We start from the raw sequence: 16,861 nt of genomic DNA, 5'->3' as shown, positions 1-16,861 counted from the left end.
TCGCTTCATCGTCGTTCATACTATAAAGTAGAAAGTAGGAGAGAGTAAGCGAGGTGGTTGCGGATTGGCAAAATTTGCCAATCTGAGGAAAGTCCGGACTCCCGAAAGACCAAACTTGCTGGGTAACGCCCAGTGTGCGCAAGCGCGAGGATAGTGCCACAGAAACATACCGCCAATTAGTCATTTGTCATTTGTCATTTGTTTTTTACAAAGGACAAAGGACAAAATTGGTAAGGGTGCAAAGGTGCGGTAAGAGCGCACCAGCAGCATCGAGAGGTGCTGGCTCGGTAAACCCCGGTTGGGAGCAAGGTCGAAGGGACTACGGTTGGTCTTTTACCAGTCCCGCTGCGAGAGAACCGCTTGAGGTGTCTGGTAACAGACATCCCAGATAGATAACCGCCCGTGCAACAGTTAGCCGATCGCTGTAAGCTAAGCTATTGATTGTACGAACAGAATCCGGCTTACGTCTTACTTTCTCCTTTTGTTTCTCTATAGCTATGAAAGCTCAATTTTTTTCTCTATCGGCAATTGTTCTATCGATCGCAGTTGCTGAGTTGGCAACCTTCCCAGCTTGGGGAATTCCTTTTGAGGAAATCCCCGTCCATCGATACGTCGCTCACTACGATATCGACGAACTAGAAGGCGTTGAAAAAGTGATTCGCGCCAATCCTAACGACGCGAATGCTTACATGCATCGCGGGATGATTCGCTCTCACAGCCAAGAAGACTTTCCAGGCGCGATCGCAGATTTTAGTCGGGTCATCGAACTCGATCCCAATCGCGCAGAGGCTTATAACTACAGAGGAACTTCCTATTTCTGGCTCAAAAAATTTCGACAAGCCCTAGAGGATTATAACCAAGCAATTCGTCTCGACCCCAAACTGACTATCGCCTACTACAATCGCGGCTATGTTCGCATAGAACTGGGCGACAAGAAAGGGGCGATTGCAGACTTTCGCCAAGGCGCCGCACTATCCAAACAAGAAGGCGATATGATGTCCTACGAGCAAGCCTTAGAAATTATTCAAGGCTTAGAACAATTCCAAAAACCCGATTAGGGTATGGTTACACCCTATCTCACTTCCAATATGATTCCCGATCCTCGACGCAGCAAACAGTTACAAACATTAGTGCAAAAATTGGGATTGCCTACAACGGCTCCCGTTAATTGGTCGCTGCTAGACTTAGCCTTAACCCATCCGAGTATTTCTAAAGAAAGAAATTATCAGCAGCTAGAGTTTGTTGGCGATGCAGTGGTGCGACTGGCGGCGGCTGAAGTGCTGCTAGAAACTTATCCCGATGCTGCCGTCGGAGAATTTGCCGCCGTGCGATCGATTATGGTCAGCGATCGCACTCTTGCCGAGTTTGCCGAAAGTTACGGATTAGAGCGCTATTTATCGATCTCTAGCAGTGCTGCTGCTGACAAAGCGGGAAGGGTGTCGCGTTTGGCAGATGCCTTTGAAGCCGTATTGGGAGCGCTTTATCTCAGCACCCAGACAATGGCATTGGTGCGCCCGTGGCTAGACGATCTACTCAAGGAGAAAGCGGCTGAAATTCGTCAAGATCCCGCTCGCCAAAATTACAAAGATGCCCTGCAAGAATGGACGCAGGCGCAGTACAAAATTCTGCCAGACTATCGGGTACGAGAAATTCAACAGGCGAATGGCGATCGAGAACGCTTTACAGCAGAAGTCTGGCTCAACGATCGCAAATTAGGTGTGGGCACGGGCAGATCGAAAAAAGCTGCCGAGCAAGCAGCTGCCAAAGAAGCATTTTTATCAGTGATTCGCAGCTAACAAAAAACTTACCAAGGACTGCCGATTAAAGTAAAACTCGCCCAGTAGAAGGGATGGGAGAGATTGGTTTCTTGGCTTTCGGCTAAGGCTGGCGGCAGGGAAATATCTCCTCTAGAATTGACGAGTTCCCTTTCTCGCAAATAGACTTTTCCTTTGAGCATGGCAATTTGTGTCTGTCTGAGCGCCTCTGCTTTTAGGGGTATATTTTTCAACTGTTGATAGAATTCGCTCATCAGGGCTAAAGTTCCGGCATCGCTGACGTACCAAAGGCTTGCCAATGCCGATCGCACGCCCGATTGAAGGGCTAAACCAGCAAAACCCATCTCGGCAGTGCGATCGCCTACCGCCGTCTGACAGGCACTCAGGACTAACAACTCTACGGGAGGCTCTTTCCAGCCTAGCTCGTTGAGCTGGTCTAGGGTTAATTTGCGATCGGAAAATTGAATGTATGAATCGCGAGGCTTCCCGGGAACAAAGTCGGCATGGGTAGCTAAATGAATGATTTGAAAAGGTTCGCGATCGCGTTGAGCTTCTAAATTTTCGACGGTAAATCCTTCGTTGAGAATTGTCTTTCCTTGCCAAGGATCGGGAGTAATAGCCGATAATTCTACAGCTACAGCAGGCAAAGAGACTTGCTCTTCAAATTCGGTAGCCCCCATTGCCAAAACTTTTGCATCGCTCAAATTGCCGTGACTTATCGGCGTTAGATAAAAGCCAGGTATTCGGGTGAGGCTGTATTTTTCTATTAAAAAACGCTCCCCATCGTATAAGGCAGCGAAGGGAAGCGTCCGCAATCCACCTCCGAGACACATAATTAAAGTATCTATTTGCTCGGCTTCTAAGTAAGGTTCGATCGGAGAAATCAGCCACCGATGCAATAACCGTGCCGAGGCAAGATAACCGTTAGAAAGATTGCTAAGTTTTTCGACAAAATCCTGGGAGACTTTTGAGAGCGTTTCTCGATCCGCTGCCCTAATTTCTTGGCTAACTGGCGCTCCTTGAGGCGTAATCAAAAGCAAATTAAGCTGTTTTGGCTGCGACATTACCCATAGGACGGCGGGTTTTTTCCCAGTTTCTCTACTTATTTCTCTCAGTTTTTTGGCGATTTGTTCGGGAGTTAGCTTCGAGCTGATAAAATCTTCCTCAAAATACTCTTCATATTGTTTTTCCCATTGACTTTCAACCCCAGTAATGACCCTACCCCAGTTTTGTAAGCCATCGTTTGTTGCTTTTTGGCGATTGTCTATAGTAAGTCTATCTATACTGCGATCGCGCCCTTTACTAGGAATCGCTTGTGAATGACTGGTGAAGCTACTAATAGCAATGACGCAAATTGCTATGAAAAATAACAAAAGTTGTCTGGTTTTTTTTCTCAACACGACTTATACATCTAACTCATACACTTCTCGATTTAGTAGCAACAGCTACTCTAAATTATGCAAATAGCGCTACGGATCGAAATATTTTTTTAAAAGCAGGATGCGATCGATATCCATTGTCAGAATTTCCAATGAATGCAGTAGAAACGAACGATAATCGCTTTTTTGATCGAGATTGCGATCGCCGATCTAGCAATTTTTCTTCTATGAGGCGATCGCGCCCTTTTTTGTTTCTTGCGTTTTCGTCCCTAATAACTTTGGCAAGAACAATCCCGAATTGGCTTTATAGTCTTCAAATTCTCGATAGCGAGAAAGCGACTTATCTTTTTTGAGCATATTGGGAACGAAAACGAGACTGAAAAAGAATCCCAAAATGACAAAGGGCAGCCAATGTTGAACCAGTAGAGCAAAGCCGAGATAAATGAATGCTTCTCCGAGATAATTAGTATTGCGGCAACGAGCAAAGAAACCTTCTGTAATCAATCCGGGTCGATATTTGAGAGTATAGTATTTTTGCGCGTCGCTGCTATAGTGCAGAAAGACTCCGAATAGATTAATCGCAACAGCAGCAGCAATGAGAGGAGGTGCAGGTTCGATCCCGCGACTGATGAGAATAAAGGGCGCAACCCAATATAATCCCAGGAGAATAAAAGTCGTCATACCCATCCCAAAAGAAATTTCTTGCTCCCACTGTTTATCGGGATAGATGCGGTCTTTGAACAGCCACATAATGCCATAGGTTCCGTGAAGGGCAAGGTAAACCCAAGCTCCAGTAGTAAAGTTATCATAAGCTACCATCAATCCGAGAATGACTAGGAAGGTAAAAGCTTTATGGAGATTGATTGCGTGTTTAATTTTCATCGATCCGAATTTCCAATGAATGCAGTAGGAACGAATGATAATCGCTTTTTTTCTAAAAATTGCGATCGCTCTTAGCGTAACCTATCCTATTGAACATCAGTTTCCAAATTCCAGACTCAAGAGGTATGGCAAGTCCAAGAACCAGCTATTCGAGTATTGTAGAAATCTTGCGCGAGCGCGCTCTTTTCCAACCCCAGCAAATTGGCTATACTTTCCTCGCCGATGGAGAAACCGAATCCGGTCATTTAACCTACGAAACCCTAGATCGACAAGCAAGAGCGATCGCAGCTCGCCTACAAGCGTTAGATGCAACGGGATCTCAAGCGCTAGTCGTCTATCCCTATCACGCTGGTTTAGAATTCATTGCCGCCTTCTTTGGCTGTCTCTATGCGGGAGTCGTCGCCGTTACCGACAATCCCCCACGCCACAGCAAAGCACTCGATAAACTGCAAGAACGGGTCATTTCCTCGCAAGCAACCGTCGGCTTGACGACGAAAGAACTTTTAGGGAACATTAAAGAAAAATTAGCCCAAAATCCCGACTTAGCCCCTAAATTAGCTCAAATCGAGTGGATAGCCACCGATGAGATTTCTGCCGCTAGCGCCTCGGACTGGCACGAACCCAAACTGACTAGAGATGCCCTTGCCTTCCTACAATACACCTCTGGTTCTACCGGAAAACCAAAAGGTGTCATGGTAACTCATGGCAATCTCCTGCACAACTCAGAAATTATCTATCAGTCTTTCGAGCATCGCGACGACAGCCAAGGAGTGATTTGGCTGCCGCCTTCCCACGATATGGGACTAATTGGCGGCGTAGTGCAGCCTCTTTATGGCGGATTTCCCGTTGTTTTGATGTCGCCCGTGGCATTAGCGCAAAAACCTTTGTATTGGTTGCAAGCCATTACTCGCTACAAAGCTACTACTAGCGGCGGACCCAATTTTGCCTACGATCTCGTAACCCACCTAGTTACTCCCGCACAAAAAGAGCATCTCGATCTCAGTTCTTGGGAAGTCGCCTTTTCTGGCGCCGAACCCGTCCGTGCAGAAACCTTGGAGCAATTTGCTACTACCTTCGAGCCTTGCGGCTTTCGTCGGGAAGCTTTCTATCCCTGTTACGGAATGGCTGAGACGACTTTGTTTATTTCTGGGGGAAAGAAAAAAGCCCGTCCAAAGATTCAGTATGTCGATGGAAACGCCTTGGAACAACATCGCGTCATTCCCGTCGAACCTTCCCGAGAAAACGCGAGAGCGATCGTCGGCTGTGGTCGTCCGTGGTTGGGCGATAAAATTATTATCGTCGATCCCGATGCTTTAACTCAATGTCGCGATCGCTGTGTGGGAGAAATTTGGGTATCGGGTGCAGGAGTCAGCAAGGGCTATTGGAATCTACCCGAAGAAACCAAACGCAATTTTCAAGCCTATCTTGCCACGGGAGAAGGACCTTTTCTGCGCACTGGCGACTTAGGCTATCTCGACAATGACGAACTGTTTATTACAGGTCGCATCAAAGATTTAATGATCCTATGGGGACGCAATCGCTATCCCCAGCCAATCGAAGCGACGGCGCAAAAAAGCCATCCTTCCTTGCGACCCAATTGCGGGGCTGCTTTTTCAGTAGAATTAGCAGGAGAAGAACGATTGATTATCGCTCACGAGGTAGAGCGAAGCCATCTACGATGCTTAGTCGTCGAGGAAGTCGTGGCGGCGATTCGTCAGGCAATCGCTCAAGAACACTCGGTTGATGTCTATGCGATTCAACTGTTGAAAACGGGCACCCTTCCCAAAACTACCAGCGGCAAGATTCAACGCCGCACCTGTCGGGCTAAATTTTTGGAAGGCAGCCTCGATGTCGTCGGCGAGTGGCGCAATCCCCATCCAGAGGAAAATAGAATTTCTTATTTGGGATAGATGGCTTATTGAGTGGGGGAGTGTGGGGAGACAACCAACAACTAACTACTAACCAATAACTACTATGAAAACTATAGAAAAACCCATCTCCAAACAGAGCCGGGAAACGAGCAAACACTATAAACTTAAAAAGCAACTAACGCCCTATTTATTTTTGCTTCCCGCTTTAATCGTGCTGGGACTGACAGTATTTTATCCAGTCTTGCAAGCCTTTTCTTTGAGTTTTACTCGTTATGAAGGATTTACCCAACCCCCTCAATGGATAGGATGGGAGAATTTTCAAAGGTTGTGGATAGATAAAGTTTTCTGGGAAACGCTAAAAAATACTTTTCTCTATCTCGTCGGCGTTGTGCCTATTTTGGTGGTTGCCCCTCTAGGACTAGCTATTCTAGTCAACCGAAAACTGCGAGGCATTCATTGGTTTCGGCTATCTTTTTATACGCCCGTCATCATTTCTACTATCGTAGCTGGAATTGCTTGGCGGGCGTTGTATGATACTAACGGCATCTTCAATCAAGGGCTGAAAGCGATCGGTTTTACAGAGTCGATTCGCTGGTTGACTAGCCCACAATTAGCCCTTTGGAGCGTGATGGCGGTAACGATTTGGAAGGGCTTGGGCTATTATATGGTCATTTATTTAGCCGGGTTGCAATCGATTCCCGCAGAACTGTATGAAGCTGCCTCCCTCGATGGTTCGGATGGATGGAAAAAGCATTGGGATCTTACCGTCCCGTTGATGCGTCCCTATTTACTGCTAGTTGCGGTTATCTCTTCGATTTCTGCAATGAAAGTATTTGAAGAAGTCTATATCATGACTCGCGGAGGTCCGCTCAATAGTTCCAAGACTGTCGTTTATTACGTCTACGAGCAAGCCTTCACTGCTTCAGATTACAGCTATGGTTGCACTATCGGCTTAGTTTTGTTTTTAGTCATTTTGGGATTGTCAATTCTCAACCTCAATTTGTCCCGCCATTGAGAAGGAGAGAGGAATTGGCAACTTTAGGCGAACTCTCATTCCCGCAACCAGAGCTTGCAGGTTAACGAAGAGACTTATATTCTTAATTCAGAACGGATATAATCTGAAGTTGCTAGTTGCAGCAATATTTCTCTAGCTCAAGGCAGTCTAGCTGCGATCGCAATTGTTGCGCGAGCTTGAGAAAAAGTAGAGTTATGAATCGAAAAATCAACCAAATTCTACGAGAACTTGCAGCTCGAACGCCTGGAATTGAGGGAGTCGTTTTGGTGTCGTCTCAGGGAAAACCACTCACGTCATCGATAGGTATAGGATATGAAAGGGCACTGATTACCGCGATCGTAATGCTGAGCTTGGGAGAGCACATTCGTCAGGAATTTAGGTGGGAAAGGGTTCAAAAAATTTCCGTGCAAGCAGAAGAAGGTTACATTACGCTCATCCCTTGTTACCAGCAGATTTTTTTGTTGATGAGAACGATTAAAGCTCCATTGGGGTTTTTCGAGGATGACATCAAGCGCGCGATCGCAAAACTAAAAGCCGAATTTGAGAAAATTAATTCAGTCGAACTCGTACTGTTTTTAGACAATCCCCAAACTAGAAACGCCGACATAACGAAAACCCAGGTCGATTCGTCTTTCATCCACGATTGCCAACAGGAATTAGTAGAATTTATCGGTCCCATCGCTCCGATCGTTTGCCAGCATGTCCTCGCCCAAAATCCCGAATTGTCGGCATCTGACTTCGTAGAAGCCATAGCCAATCAAATTCCCGACCGACAACAAGCGATCGAGTTCCAACAGCGTTTGCTCTCCGATAATTAATAAAAACGCAGTCGCGATCGCCCGCGTCATAATTATTAGAGGTTAGAAAAATATAATTTTGGTCTATGCTCTTACAATCTACTCCAGCCGTAAGGCAATTTCTTGGCTTGGAAGCCACATCGACTTACGAAGCTGCCAAAGTCGTGATTTTGCCTATTCCCTACGAAGCCACCACCACCTTTCGCAAAGGTTGTGAAAAAGGTCCCGATGCCTTGCTAGAAGCATCCGACCAACTAGAAGCCTATGATGAAGAACTAAAACGGGAAACCTGTATCGAAGTTGGGATTTACACCCACCCCGCCATCGCCGATACGCGCCAAAATCCCGATCTTTGTGCTGACGAAATGCTAGCAGTCACTACCGAAACTGTCTCTCGCTTCATTGCCGACAATAAATTTGTTATTGCTGTAGGCGGCGAACATGCGATTACGACTGGAATCATCAGGGCGTACCAGCAAGCGATAAACGATCCCTTTTCCTTTACCGTCGTACAAATCGATGCTCACGGGGATATGCGCCACGAATACGAAGGTTCCTTGCACAATCATGCTTGCGTAATGCGCCGGGTTTTAGAGATGGGATTGCCAACGCTGTCGGTCGGCATCCGCAGTATTTGTCAAGAAGAAGCGTTATTAATCGAAGAAAAACAAATTCCCGTCGTTTGGGCGAGAGATATCGCTAACAATCCGAATTGGATAGAAGACGCGATCGCGCAGATATCAACCCCTAAAGTTTTCATTACCATCGATGTAGATGGGATCGACCCCAGTCTAATCCCCGGCGTAGGAACCCCAGAACCTGGAGGCTTGGATTGGTATGGCATCACTAAATTTATGAGGCGAGTGTTTGAAACCCATCAGGTTATCGGTTGTGACATCATGGAATTAGCCCCCATCGTCGATTCCGTCGTTTCCGAGTATACCACTGCCAAATTGCTTTATAAATTAATCGGTTATCAAGCACTTACTCAAGGATGGTTTTAGTCAATGACCAATTATTAAATTTTCGATGAAAGGATTGGTAAGAGTTAGTAGTTAGTGGTTAGTAGATTGTCTTGTTCTTCTTCTTCGGAGTCCCGTCGTCTTCCCTGCCTCCCTGCCCTCCGCTACCCAGTTCCAACTTCTGAATTCTTCCTTTTTCCAATAACAAATGACTAATGACTAGCGACCAAAAATGCTATGTTTATGGGGAGAAAATTAACAATAGAGATCGTAGTTGCGGCAAAGGCATGACTTACCATCGAGTTTTACTCAAGCTGAGCGGCGAAGCATTAATGGGGGATTTGGGTTATGGCATTGACCCCAAAGTAGTCGCAGACATTGCTCAGGAAATTTCAGATGTCGTTCAACTGGGTACCCAGCTAGCCATCGTTGTTGGTGGCGGTAACATTTTTCGCGGGGTAAAAGCAGCCGCAGCAGGAATGGATCGGGCAACGGCTGATTACGTTGGCATGATTGCGACTGTCATGAATGCCATGACCTTGCAAGATGCTCTAGAGCGCAATAATATTCCAACGCGGGTTCTCACCGCGATCGCCATGCAAGAAGTGGCAGAACCCTACATTCGCCGTCGAGCCATTCGCCATCTCGAAAAAGGGCGCGTGGTGATTTTTGGGGCGGGTTCGGGCAACCCTTTCTTTACCACGGATACTACAGCAGCGCTCAGAGCAGCAGAAATCGATGCTGAAGTCGTTTTTAAGGCTACCAAAGTCGATGGAGTCTACGATAGCGATCCGCACGTCAATCCTAGCGCCCGTCGCTATCGGAGCTTGAATTACGGTCATGTCCTTACCCATGACTTGCGAGTAATGGACGGAACGGCGATCGCTTTGTGTAAAGAAAATAACATTCCTATTGTTGTTTTCGATCTTTCGGTTCGAGGCAATATCCTTCGAGCCATCAAAGGAGAACCTGTTGGAACCATTGTCGGAGGTTTTTGTGAAGTTAGCTGACGTTCAAGAAAACATGCAAAAGACCATTGAAGCCACCCAGCGAGCGTTTAATACCATTCGCACGGGTCGCGCCAATGCTGCACTGTTAGACCGCGTTACGGTGGATTACTATGGGACTGAAACCCCGCTTAAGTCTCTGGCGAATATCAGCACGCCCGATGCAACCACGATTATCGTTCAGCCTTACGATAAGAGCAGCATGGCACAAATCGAAAAAGCTATTTCAATGTCAGATGTGGGTTTAACGCCGAATAATGACGGTCAGGTCATTCGGTTGAATATTCCTCCCCTGACCGCAGAAAGACGCAAGGAACTGGTCAAATTGGCGGGGAAGTTGGCGGAAGAGGGGAAAGTTGCCTTGCGCAATATTCGTCGCGACGCGATCGATTCGGTGCGCAAGCAGGAAAAAAATCACGAAATTTCCGAAGACGAATCCAAGGATTTGCAGGATCGAATCCAAAAAATTACCGATCGCTTTACCGCTAAAATTGACGAGTTACTGGCGGCTAAAGAAAAGGATATTACAACGGTTTGATCCGACTCAAGAGGAGACTATCAATGCAGGTCAAACGGCTTCCAGCTTTGTCTGATAATTACATTTTTCTCCTCCACGATCGCAATCAAAATACAGCAGCGGTCGTCGATCCGGCAGAAGCTCGACCCGTCCTGCGCTGCTTAGAAACCCTGGGGGCGGAGTTAGTGGCGATTTTCAACACTCACCACCACGGCGACCACGTTGGGGGCAACCGAGAACTGATACGGCACTTTCCCAATCTCTGCATCTATGGCGGAGTAGAAGATCGCGGGAGAATCCCCGGACAGCAAGTGTTTTTACAAGAGGGCGATCGTGTTGAATTTGCCGGGAGAGTTGGCGAAATATTCTTCGTTCCCGGTCATACCCGCGCTCATATCGCCTACTACTTTCCTCCGACAACGGAAGGCGATCCCGGAGAATTATTCTGCGGGGATACGCTCTTTGCAGGCGGATGCGGCAGACTATTTGAAGGCACTCCCGCCCAAATGGTCAATTCTCTGAGCAAACTGCGGACGCTGCCAGACAACACGCGCGTCTGGTGCGCTCACGAATACACCCAGAAAAATTTACAGTTTGCCTTAACAGTAGATCCCCAAAACCCAGACTTGCAAACCCGCTATCGCCAAGTGCAAGAGGCACGCCACCGAGGAGAAGCAACCGTTCCTTCCCTTTTGGGAATCGAAAAGCGCACTAATCCCTTTTTGCGATGGGACGATCGAGCATTGCAGTCAGCCGCGAACAGCAACGATCCCGTTAGGGTTTTTGCTCGTTTGCGAGGAATGAAGGATCTATTTTAGCTCTTTTCTAGCCGCGCGCTAATCTCCTGTCGCGGCATAATAATATTTAGAGAGTTTATTGAGTCAAATTCCTCATGCCAAAAGCAATCTGGAATGGTGCCGTTTTAGCCCAAAGCGATAAGTGCGAAATCGTAGAAGGGAACTACTATTTTCCTCCCGACGCAATTAACAAAGAATATTTTAAAGACAGCAATACTCACACGACTTGTCCTTGGAAAGGAGAAGCAAGTTACTACACCATTGAAGTGGACGGGCAGCAGAATAAAGATGCTGCTTGGTACTATCCCAATCCCAAAGAAAAGGCAAAAAATATTCAAGGATACGTTGCATTTTGGAAGGGAGTAAAGGTAGAACCATAAGTTCTTAAACAAGCAACTGTAGAGACGCGATACATCGCGTCTCTACAAAACTTGAAAAAATTAGAATTAGAAAATTTTTGTCAGTTAATTTTTTATGCAAATAACAAAATGCCTTCATACGGCAATTTTAGTTTCTAATCTGGAAAAAGCCGAACATTTCTACGGCAAAGTTTTAGGTTTATCTAAAGTCGATCGCACTTTAAAATATCCTGGGGCTTGGTATCAAATCGGCGATTATCAAATTCATCTCATCGTTCATTCCAATTTCTCTACAACTCTGTCCAATACAGAAAAATGGGGTCGCAATCCCCATTTTGCCGTAGCAGTCGATAATTTAGGCGAAGCGATCGCCCTCTTGCAATCGCAAGGATATCCCGTACAAATGAGTGCCTCTGGGCGATCGGCTTGTTTTACCAAAGATCCCGACGGCAATATTATCGAGATCGGTCAAGCGTAAGTTAGAATTCAGAATTCAAAATTCAGAATTCATCCCATGAAAATTATCGCCTATTCCTACAGCGACCCTTTCCTAGAATCTCCGCCAGATCGATCGATTTGGGGTTTAGAAGTCGATAAAATTTATCAAGATTTGGGCAAGCGCCAGCAGTTATTTCAATTATTAGAAGATTGTCAAATAAATACTCCAGAGTACTTATTAATTCGTAACTTAGAAGAATTAGGAGATTCTGTAAAAGAAATTAGCGATCGCATGACTCAACTTGAAACTCTCGGCGTAGCGATCGTTGCCACAGAACAAAATTACAATTCTTTCCAACTGAAAGATGCTCCCACGAGCGATCTTCGAGCAAATTTAACTAAACTCCTGCACGAAATACAATATATTAAGCATCGCCGCCGCCTCCGTCAAGGGCACGCCCGCAACCGAATCAAAGCTTTACCGCCGCCAGGAAAAGCCCCCTACGGCTATCGTCGCGGCAAAGATCGCTATATCCTCGATCGCAGCACTGCCCCAGTCGTTAAAGAGTTTTTTGAACGCTTTTTGCTATTTGGTTCCCTACGCGGCGCCGTCCGCTATCTAGAAAAAAGGTACGGGAAAAAAATTTCAGTATCTACAGGTCGAAATTGGTTGACCAATCCAGTTTATCGAGGCGATCTCGCCTATCAAAATAATGAGATTGTCCCCGATACTCACGTCCCCATTATATCGAGAGAAGAAGCGGCTCAGATCGATCGCCTGCTGCGTCGCAACGGACGTTTGCCCTCTCGGACTGCTAGCGCCCCCCGTTCTCTAGCAGGTTTAGTTATCTGTGGGCAGTGTCAATCTCACATGACAATTACCCGCGTGACTGCCAGAGGGAAAAAAAAAGAATATCTCTATCTGCGTCCGATGAACTGTCCTTTGCTTCCGAAATGTAGCGCTATTTCCTATCAGGAAGTCCTCGAAAAAACTATCGATCGCATCTGCGAAGATTTACCTCGAACAGTAGCGAAATTAAACTTACCTAATCCAGAGGGAATTAAAGAAAGGCTCAGATCGGAAATCCATACAAAACAAGCAATTATTGAGCAATTATCTTCTCTAAAAAAACAAGGAATTTTAGATGAAGAAACAGCTGCATTACGCCGTTATAAATTGCAGACAGAAATTTCTCAATTGACAAGTAAACTCAATAGTTTGCCGCCCGGAGATTTAAAAGTTATCGCTCAAGCTGTATCCCTACCTCAGTTTTGGCTCGATTTATCAGAAGCGGAACGGCGATTTTATTTTCGAGAATTTATCCAACAAATTGAAATTATTCGATTTCAATCTCAAATTTGGGAACTAGAACTTACCTTTATTTTTTAACAGACAAGAAAATAAAAATCCTATTTTACGATCGCTTTAGAGTTTTATTGATTTTGATTTCTGAGCAAATTTTAATATAACAGAAGCAAGAAGTAATAACAATAATGAAAAATTTAATTGATTTTGTTAGTAATACCTGTCTAGATTGCTGATAGATTTTTGAGATTTACTAGAGTAAAAAATTGTTATTTAAACTTGACAAATATCTTCACTAGGTTGTCATCTAAACCGATATATTGAGCGCAAATTATCATTTTAGATTTTACGGAAATAACCGGTGTAATCGTTCCTAAAGATAATAAATCTCCTTTTTTTAGGAATTTTCCTCGCGATTGCAAGTCATCTCGTAACCAAACAATAGCTTTTACTGGGTCGCCTAATAAAGTTTTACTCTCTCCAATGGCTAGTTGTTTTCCATCGCGATCGCGAATAATTAGTTGAATTTTTCCTAACTTTTCTTGCCATTCATTAATATTAGTTAAAGGAATCGATTCTCCCATAATTCCCGATCTAGCACCAACATTAATAGCGACTATTTTTGGGGCAGTTAATTTGATATTTTCTGCATAAACTAGATCGGGCAATTCTAAAAAGGGAATAACGGCATCGAGTGCGGCTAAAACTTCTTGTGGCGTTCTGGCAGTATTAATTGTTTCGCTACCGACTCTAACCATCAAATCGCCTTCGATTAGAGGTCGAGTGCCGAAATTTGCTGGAACAGTCGCACCACTTTTGAGTAACATTTTTTCTAACAAGATGCCAGAAACGGGGCGATCGCTATTGAATTTAGCTTGTACGTCTTTATTAGTCAGTCCAGCTTTATAACCAATCGGCTTGCCGTAACTCGGAACAAGAAGTCGAACAAATTGGTCTTGAACTTGTAAAGCCTGCCCTAAAGTTAAATTATCGGGAAGCGATTGGAGAGGAATTTTCTTGAGATAGCGATCGGCAATTTCTTTAGCTAAAGCTCGGTTATTAAATTGAGCGATCGTTATCGACTTTTGATTTTGCTTAAAACGCGATATCTCTTTTCCTATTTTGGATAAAGAAATCCTTGGTGTAACTGACTGTAAAAAGATGATTTGAAGGGCAATTAGAAAAGACAAAACAAAAACTTTATTTTTTTTCATAGTTTGATAGAGTGAGTAAGAAGTAAGATTGTTTAAATATACTCTCATGCCAAAAGAGCAAGTTTCCATAACCAAATCTCAGGCGATAAAAATTCTGGGAATGATTTGGTTAGCGAGTAACTTGTGCGATCGCCTGTGGTTGGCTTTGGATCGTTCTGTCCCAGCTTGGGATCAAAGTAATCACCTCACTCTCTCTCTAAAATATTTAGATGCTCTCCAAAATCCTCAATTATTCGACGGGCAATGGTGGCGAAGCTTTTGGATGCTTTCGACGAAATATCCGCCTCTTACTTATATTCTCACTGCACCCTTTCAACAAGTTTTTGGAACGGGAAATGACCAAGCATTACTGGTCAATTTCCTCTACAGTGCGATTTTGCTGATTTCAACATACCGCATCAGTAAAACCCTCTTCAGTGGGCAAGTTGGTTTATGGGCGGCGGGGTTGTGCGTGCTGTTGCCCAGACTGTATGAAGCGCGACTGACTTATCTCATCGATACTCCATTGATGACTTTAACCGTCGCCTCTTTTTGCTGTTTAACCATCTGGCGCAGTCAGAAAACCTGGTTAGGAGAATGGCTATGGGCAGTAATTTTCGGAATTAGTTGGGGTTTAGCCCTATTAACCAAACAGAGTGTCATGTTTTTTATATTCGTGCCTCTGCTGTGGTTGGGAGTTAGTTATCTCTGGCAGCGAAAATGGTCGAGAATCGCCCAATTAATAACAAGTTTTCTGGTTTCTGTTCCTATTTGGATGCCTTGGTATCGTACTAACTGGATTTATCTATTCAGTACTGCCCAGAACTCAAATGCAATTCCTGCCACGCTTGAGGGAGATCCTCCCCTTAATACGCTAGCAGCGTGGACCTATTATTGGAACGATTTGCCAAAAGCCTTTTCTTGGGCATTGCTAATCGTTCCTTTAGTCGGTTTGCTGCTGCATTTATTGGGGAGATTTCCTAAAGAGTTAGATAACAAGAAAGTAAGCAGAAGTATAGCTTGGTTAGCCCTTTATTTTATTAGCGCTTATTTAATCTGTTCTGCCATTTTTAATAAAGATAATCGCTATATCATGTCATACCTGCCAATCCTGGCAGTATTTTTAGCCTATTGTCTGACTCTGTGGCGAGGACGATGGCAAATCGTTCGTTGGCTAACGGTAGGATTGGCTTTTTTGGTGATGTGCGGCAAATTGTTTCCCCTGGCAGGAATGGGAGGAGTTGCGATCGCGTTAAGTCCCGGTGGTTTATCCTATCCCTATCTGGGTGCAGAAGTGCCCAATCCTCAAGTCATTGAGGAAATTATTGAGACGACTCCTTATCTGCGGGCGAATTTGGGTGTAATTCCCAGTACGCCTTCAATTAATCACGATACGCTCAACTATTTTGGGGCACTAGAAAAACGTCAGGTATACGGACGAGAACTCGGTTCTAGTGTAGAACAAGTGGCGCAGGACGAGCGATCGCTCGATTGGTTGCTGGCCAAAACAGGCGATAATGGCATGGCACGAGAAGCACAATTAGCCTTCGCTAACCGTTTAGAGACTAATCCAGCCTTTCGTCTCCAGCAAAGTTGGCAATTGCCAGATGATACTACTCTCAAGCTTTATCATCGGCGATCGCCTTCCGTTACCGTCGAACCCCTCTCTCAAACGAGGGAAAAGGTGTACTTAGATCGCGTCATCGTTCCTACTAGAGTTCCTCCTGGCGTTCCCGTCCCTATTACCTACGAGTGGTCGGGTTCCTGGGAACAATTAGAATCGGGTTTAGTATTGTTGACTTGGATTCCAAAGGAAATTTCACAATCTAACTCGAATTCTTTTTGGCTGCACGATCGCGGCATTGGCATGGGAACTTTATATTCGGGACAATCCAATGCTACCAGTCAAGCTTTTCGCGTCATCGAACAGACTGCCATGCTTCCTGATGCAGAAGTCGCGGGGGGCGATTATATCCTCACTGCTACCTATCTCAATCGCGCCACGGGAGAAACCTATCCCTTAACCGTTCCCCCAGCCACCATTGCGATCGACCCCAATGCGCCTGCCGTACCCGCACCAGAATTAGATTTGGTCACGCAATTGAGAAAACTAGCGTTAAATTTACAAAAAGGACCGAAAGGCTTGGCACCCGTGTTCGAGCAAGTTGCACGCCTGAATCAATACGATCCCATTCAAGACTATTTAGAGCAAGCAGCACAGACTTTAGAATATCGTTTGACGAAAATGTCTCCAATTGGAGACAAAAAATTGGATTGGACTTATGGGTTAGTTTTAGCTAGAGTTTTGCAAGAAGATGCGCCCAGCGCGATCGCGGCTTTAAAAAATCTCGTACAACTCGATCCAAACAACGCCTACGCTCATGCCTATCTTGCCTTTGTCTATCTCTATGACTGGCAACCCAAAGCAGCACAGAAGGTACTTCAACCTGCCCTAGAACTCAAACCCGATGACCGCGAAATTCAGGCGTTAAATGGCATTGCCGCCCTCATGCAGGGAAACCTAATTAAAGCTTGGATGATTCTTTCCCCTCTTTTATAAGAA

At 45.2% G+C, this 16,861-nt stretch carries 16 protein-coding genes and 1 other RNA gene; 14 read left to right on the top strand and 3 right to left on the bottom strand.

Annotated elements, in window-relative coordinates; all coding sequences use genetic code 11:
* The first annotated feature begins 40 nt into the window (after positions 1-40).
* From rnpB to rnc, 3 genes are all read left to right on the top strand, one after another.
* Positions 41-480, top strand: an RNA gene (gene rnpB, locus PLE7327_RS22970) — RNase P RNA component class A.
* Between the two features lie 17 nt (positions 481-497).
* Positions 498-1,058, top strand: a complete 561-nt coding sequence (locus tag PLE7327_RS01410; protein ID WP_015142072.1) for a tetratricopeptide repeat protein — start codon at positions 498-500, stop codon at positions 1,056-1,058.
* Positions 1,059-1,061: 3 nt separating this feature from the next.
* On the top strand, positions 1,062-1,796 hold the full coding sequence (gene rnc, locus PLE7327_RS01405) for a ribonuclease III (RefSeq protein WP_015142071.1): 735 nt from the start codon (positions 1,062-1,064) through the stop codon (positions 1,794-1,796).
* 8 nt (positions 1,797-1,804) lie between these two features.
* Here rnc and PLE7327_RS01400 read toward each other — a convergent pair whose 3' ends face one another.
* On the bottom strand, positions 1,805-3,175 hold the full coding sequence (locus PLE7327_RS01400) for a CHAT domain-containing protein (RefSeq protein ID WP_015142070.1): 1,371 nt from the start codon (positions 3,173-3,175) through the stop codon (positions 1,805-1,807).
* A gap of 204 nt (positions 3,176-3,379) precedes the next feature.
* Positions 3,380-4,036 carry an isoprenylcysteine carboxylmethyltransferase family protein gene (locus PLE7327_RS01395; RefSeq protein ID WP_015142069.1) on the bottom strand — a complete coding sequence of 219 codons (657 nt, stop codon included), beginning with the start codon at positions 4,034-4,036 and terminating at the stop codon, positions 3,380-3,382.
* 125 nt (positions 4,037-4,161) lie between these two features.
* On the opposite strand from PLE7327_RS01395, the gene PLE7327_RS01390 reads away from it, so the two are divergent.
* From PLE7327_RS01390 to PLE7327_RS01345, 10 genes are all read left to right on the top strand, one after another.
* Positions 4,162-5,946: a fatty acyl-AMP ligase gene (locus PLE7327_RS01390; RefSeq protein WP_015142068.1), complete on the top strand. Its 1,785-nt coding sequence runs from the start codon at positions 4,162-4,164 to the stop codon at positions 5,944-5,946.
* Positions 5,947-6,010: 64 nt separating this feature from the next.
* Entirely contained in the window at positions 6,011-6,922 is a 912-nt protein-coding gene (locus PLE7327_RS01385) for a carbohydrate ABC transporter permease (RefSeq protein ID WP_015142067.1), read from the top strand.
* A 194-nt stretch (positions 6,923-7,116) separates the two neighbouring features.
* Positions 7,117-7,740: a roadblock/LC7 domain-containing protein gene (locus PLE7327_RS01380; protein WP_015142066.1), complete on the top strand. Its 624-nt coding sequence runs from the start codon at positions 7,117-7,119 to the stop codon at positions 7,738-7,740.
* 65 nt (positions 7,741-7,805) lie between these two features.
* Positions 7,806-8,723, top strand: coding sequence for an agmatinase (gene speB, locus PLE7327_RS01375; protein WP_015142065.1), 918 nt, complete (start codon positions 7,806-7,808; stop codon positions 8,721-8,723).
* 245 nt (positions 8,724-8,968) lie between these two features.
* Entirely contained in the window at positions 8,969-9,691 is a 723-nt protein-coding gene (gene pyrH / locus PLE7327_RS01370; RefSeq protein WP_041392607.1) for a UMP kinase, read from the top strand.
* On the top strand, positions 9,678-10,226 hold the full coding sequence (gene frr, locus PLE7327_RS01365) for a ribosome recycling factor (protein WP_015142063.1): 549 nt from the start codon (positions 9,678-9,680) through the stop codon (positions 10,224-10,226). The genes pyrH and frr overlap by 14 nt, the downstream gene beginning before the upstream one ends.
* A 23-nt stretch (positions 10,227-10,249) precedes the next feature.
* Complete coding sequence (gene gloB / locus PLE7327_RS01360) at positions 10,250-11,023, top strand: hydroxyacylglutathione hydrolase (RefSeq protein WP_015142062.1); 774 nt, start codon at positions 10,250-10,252, stop codon at positions 11,021-11,023.
* A 74-nt stretch (positions 11,024-11,097) separates the two neighbouring features.
* Entirely contained in the window at positions 11,098-11,382 is a 285-nt protein-coding gene (locus tag PLE7327_RS01355; RefSeq protein WP_015142061.1) for a DUF427 domain-containing protein, read from the top strand.
* 94 nt (positions 11,383-11,476) lie between these two features.
* Entirely contained in the window at positions 11,477-11,839 is a 363-nt protein-coding gene (locus PLE7327_RS01350) for a VOC family protein (protein WP_015142060.1), read from the top strand.
* Positions 11,840-11,875: 36 nt separating this feature from the next.
* Entirely contained in the window at positions 11,876-13,189 is a 1,314-nt protein-coding gene (locus PLE7327_RS01345) for a recombinase family protein (protein WP_015142059.1), read from the top strand.
* A gap of 185 nt (positions 13,190-13,374) precedes the next feature.
* On the opposite strand, the gene PLE7327_RS01340 is transcribed toward PLE7327_RS01345, so the two are convergent.
* A complete protein-coding gene (locus tag PLE7327_RS01340; RefSeq protein ID WP_015142058.1) occupies positions 13,375-14,319 on the bottom strand; it encodes a 2-keto-4-pentenoate hydratase in 945 nt (314 codons plus the stop codon).
* Positions 14,320-14,365: 46 nt separating this feature from the next.
* On the opposite strand from PLE7327_RS01340, the gene PLE7327_RS01335 reads away from it, so the two are divergent.
* Complete coding sequence (locus PLE7327_RS01335) at positions 14,366-16,858, top strand: phospholipid carrier-dependent glycosyltransferase (protein WP_015142057.1); 2,493 nt, start codon at positions 14,366-14,368, stop codon at positions 16,856-16,858.
* The last annotated feature ends 3 nt before the right edge of the window (positions 16,859-16,861 follow it).

Source organism: Pleurocapsa sp. PCC 7327, assembly GCF_000317025.1.
GTDB lineage: Bacteria > Cyanobacteriota > Cyanobacteriia > Cyanobacteriales > Microcystaceae > Hydrococcus.
This window is presented reverse-complemented; position numbering and strand designations above follow the sequence as displayed.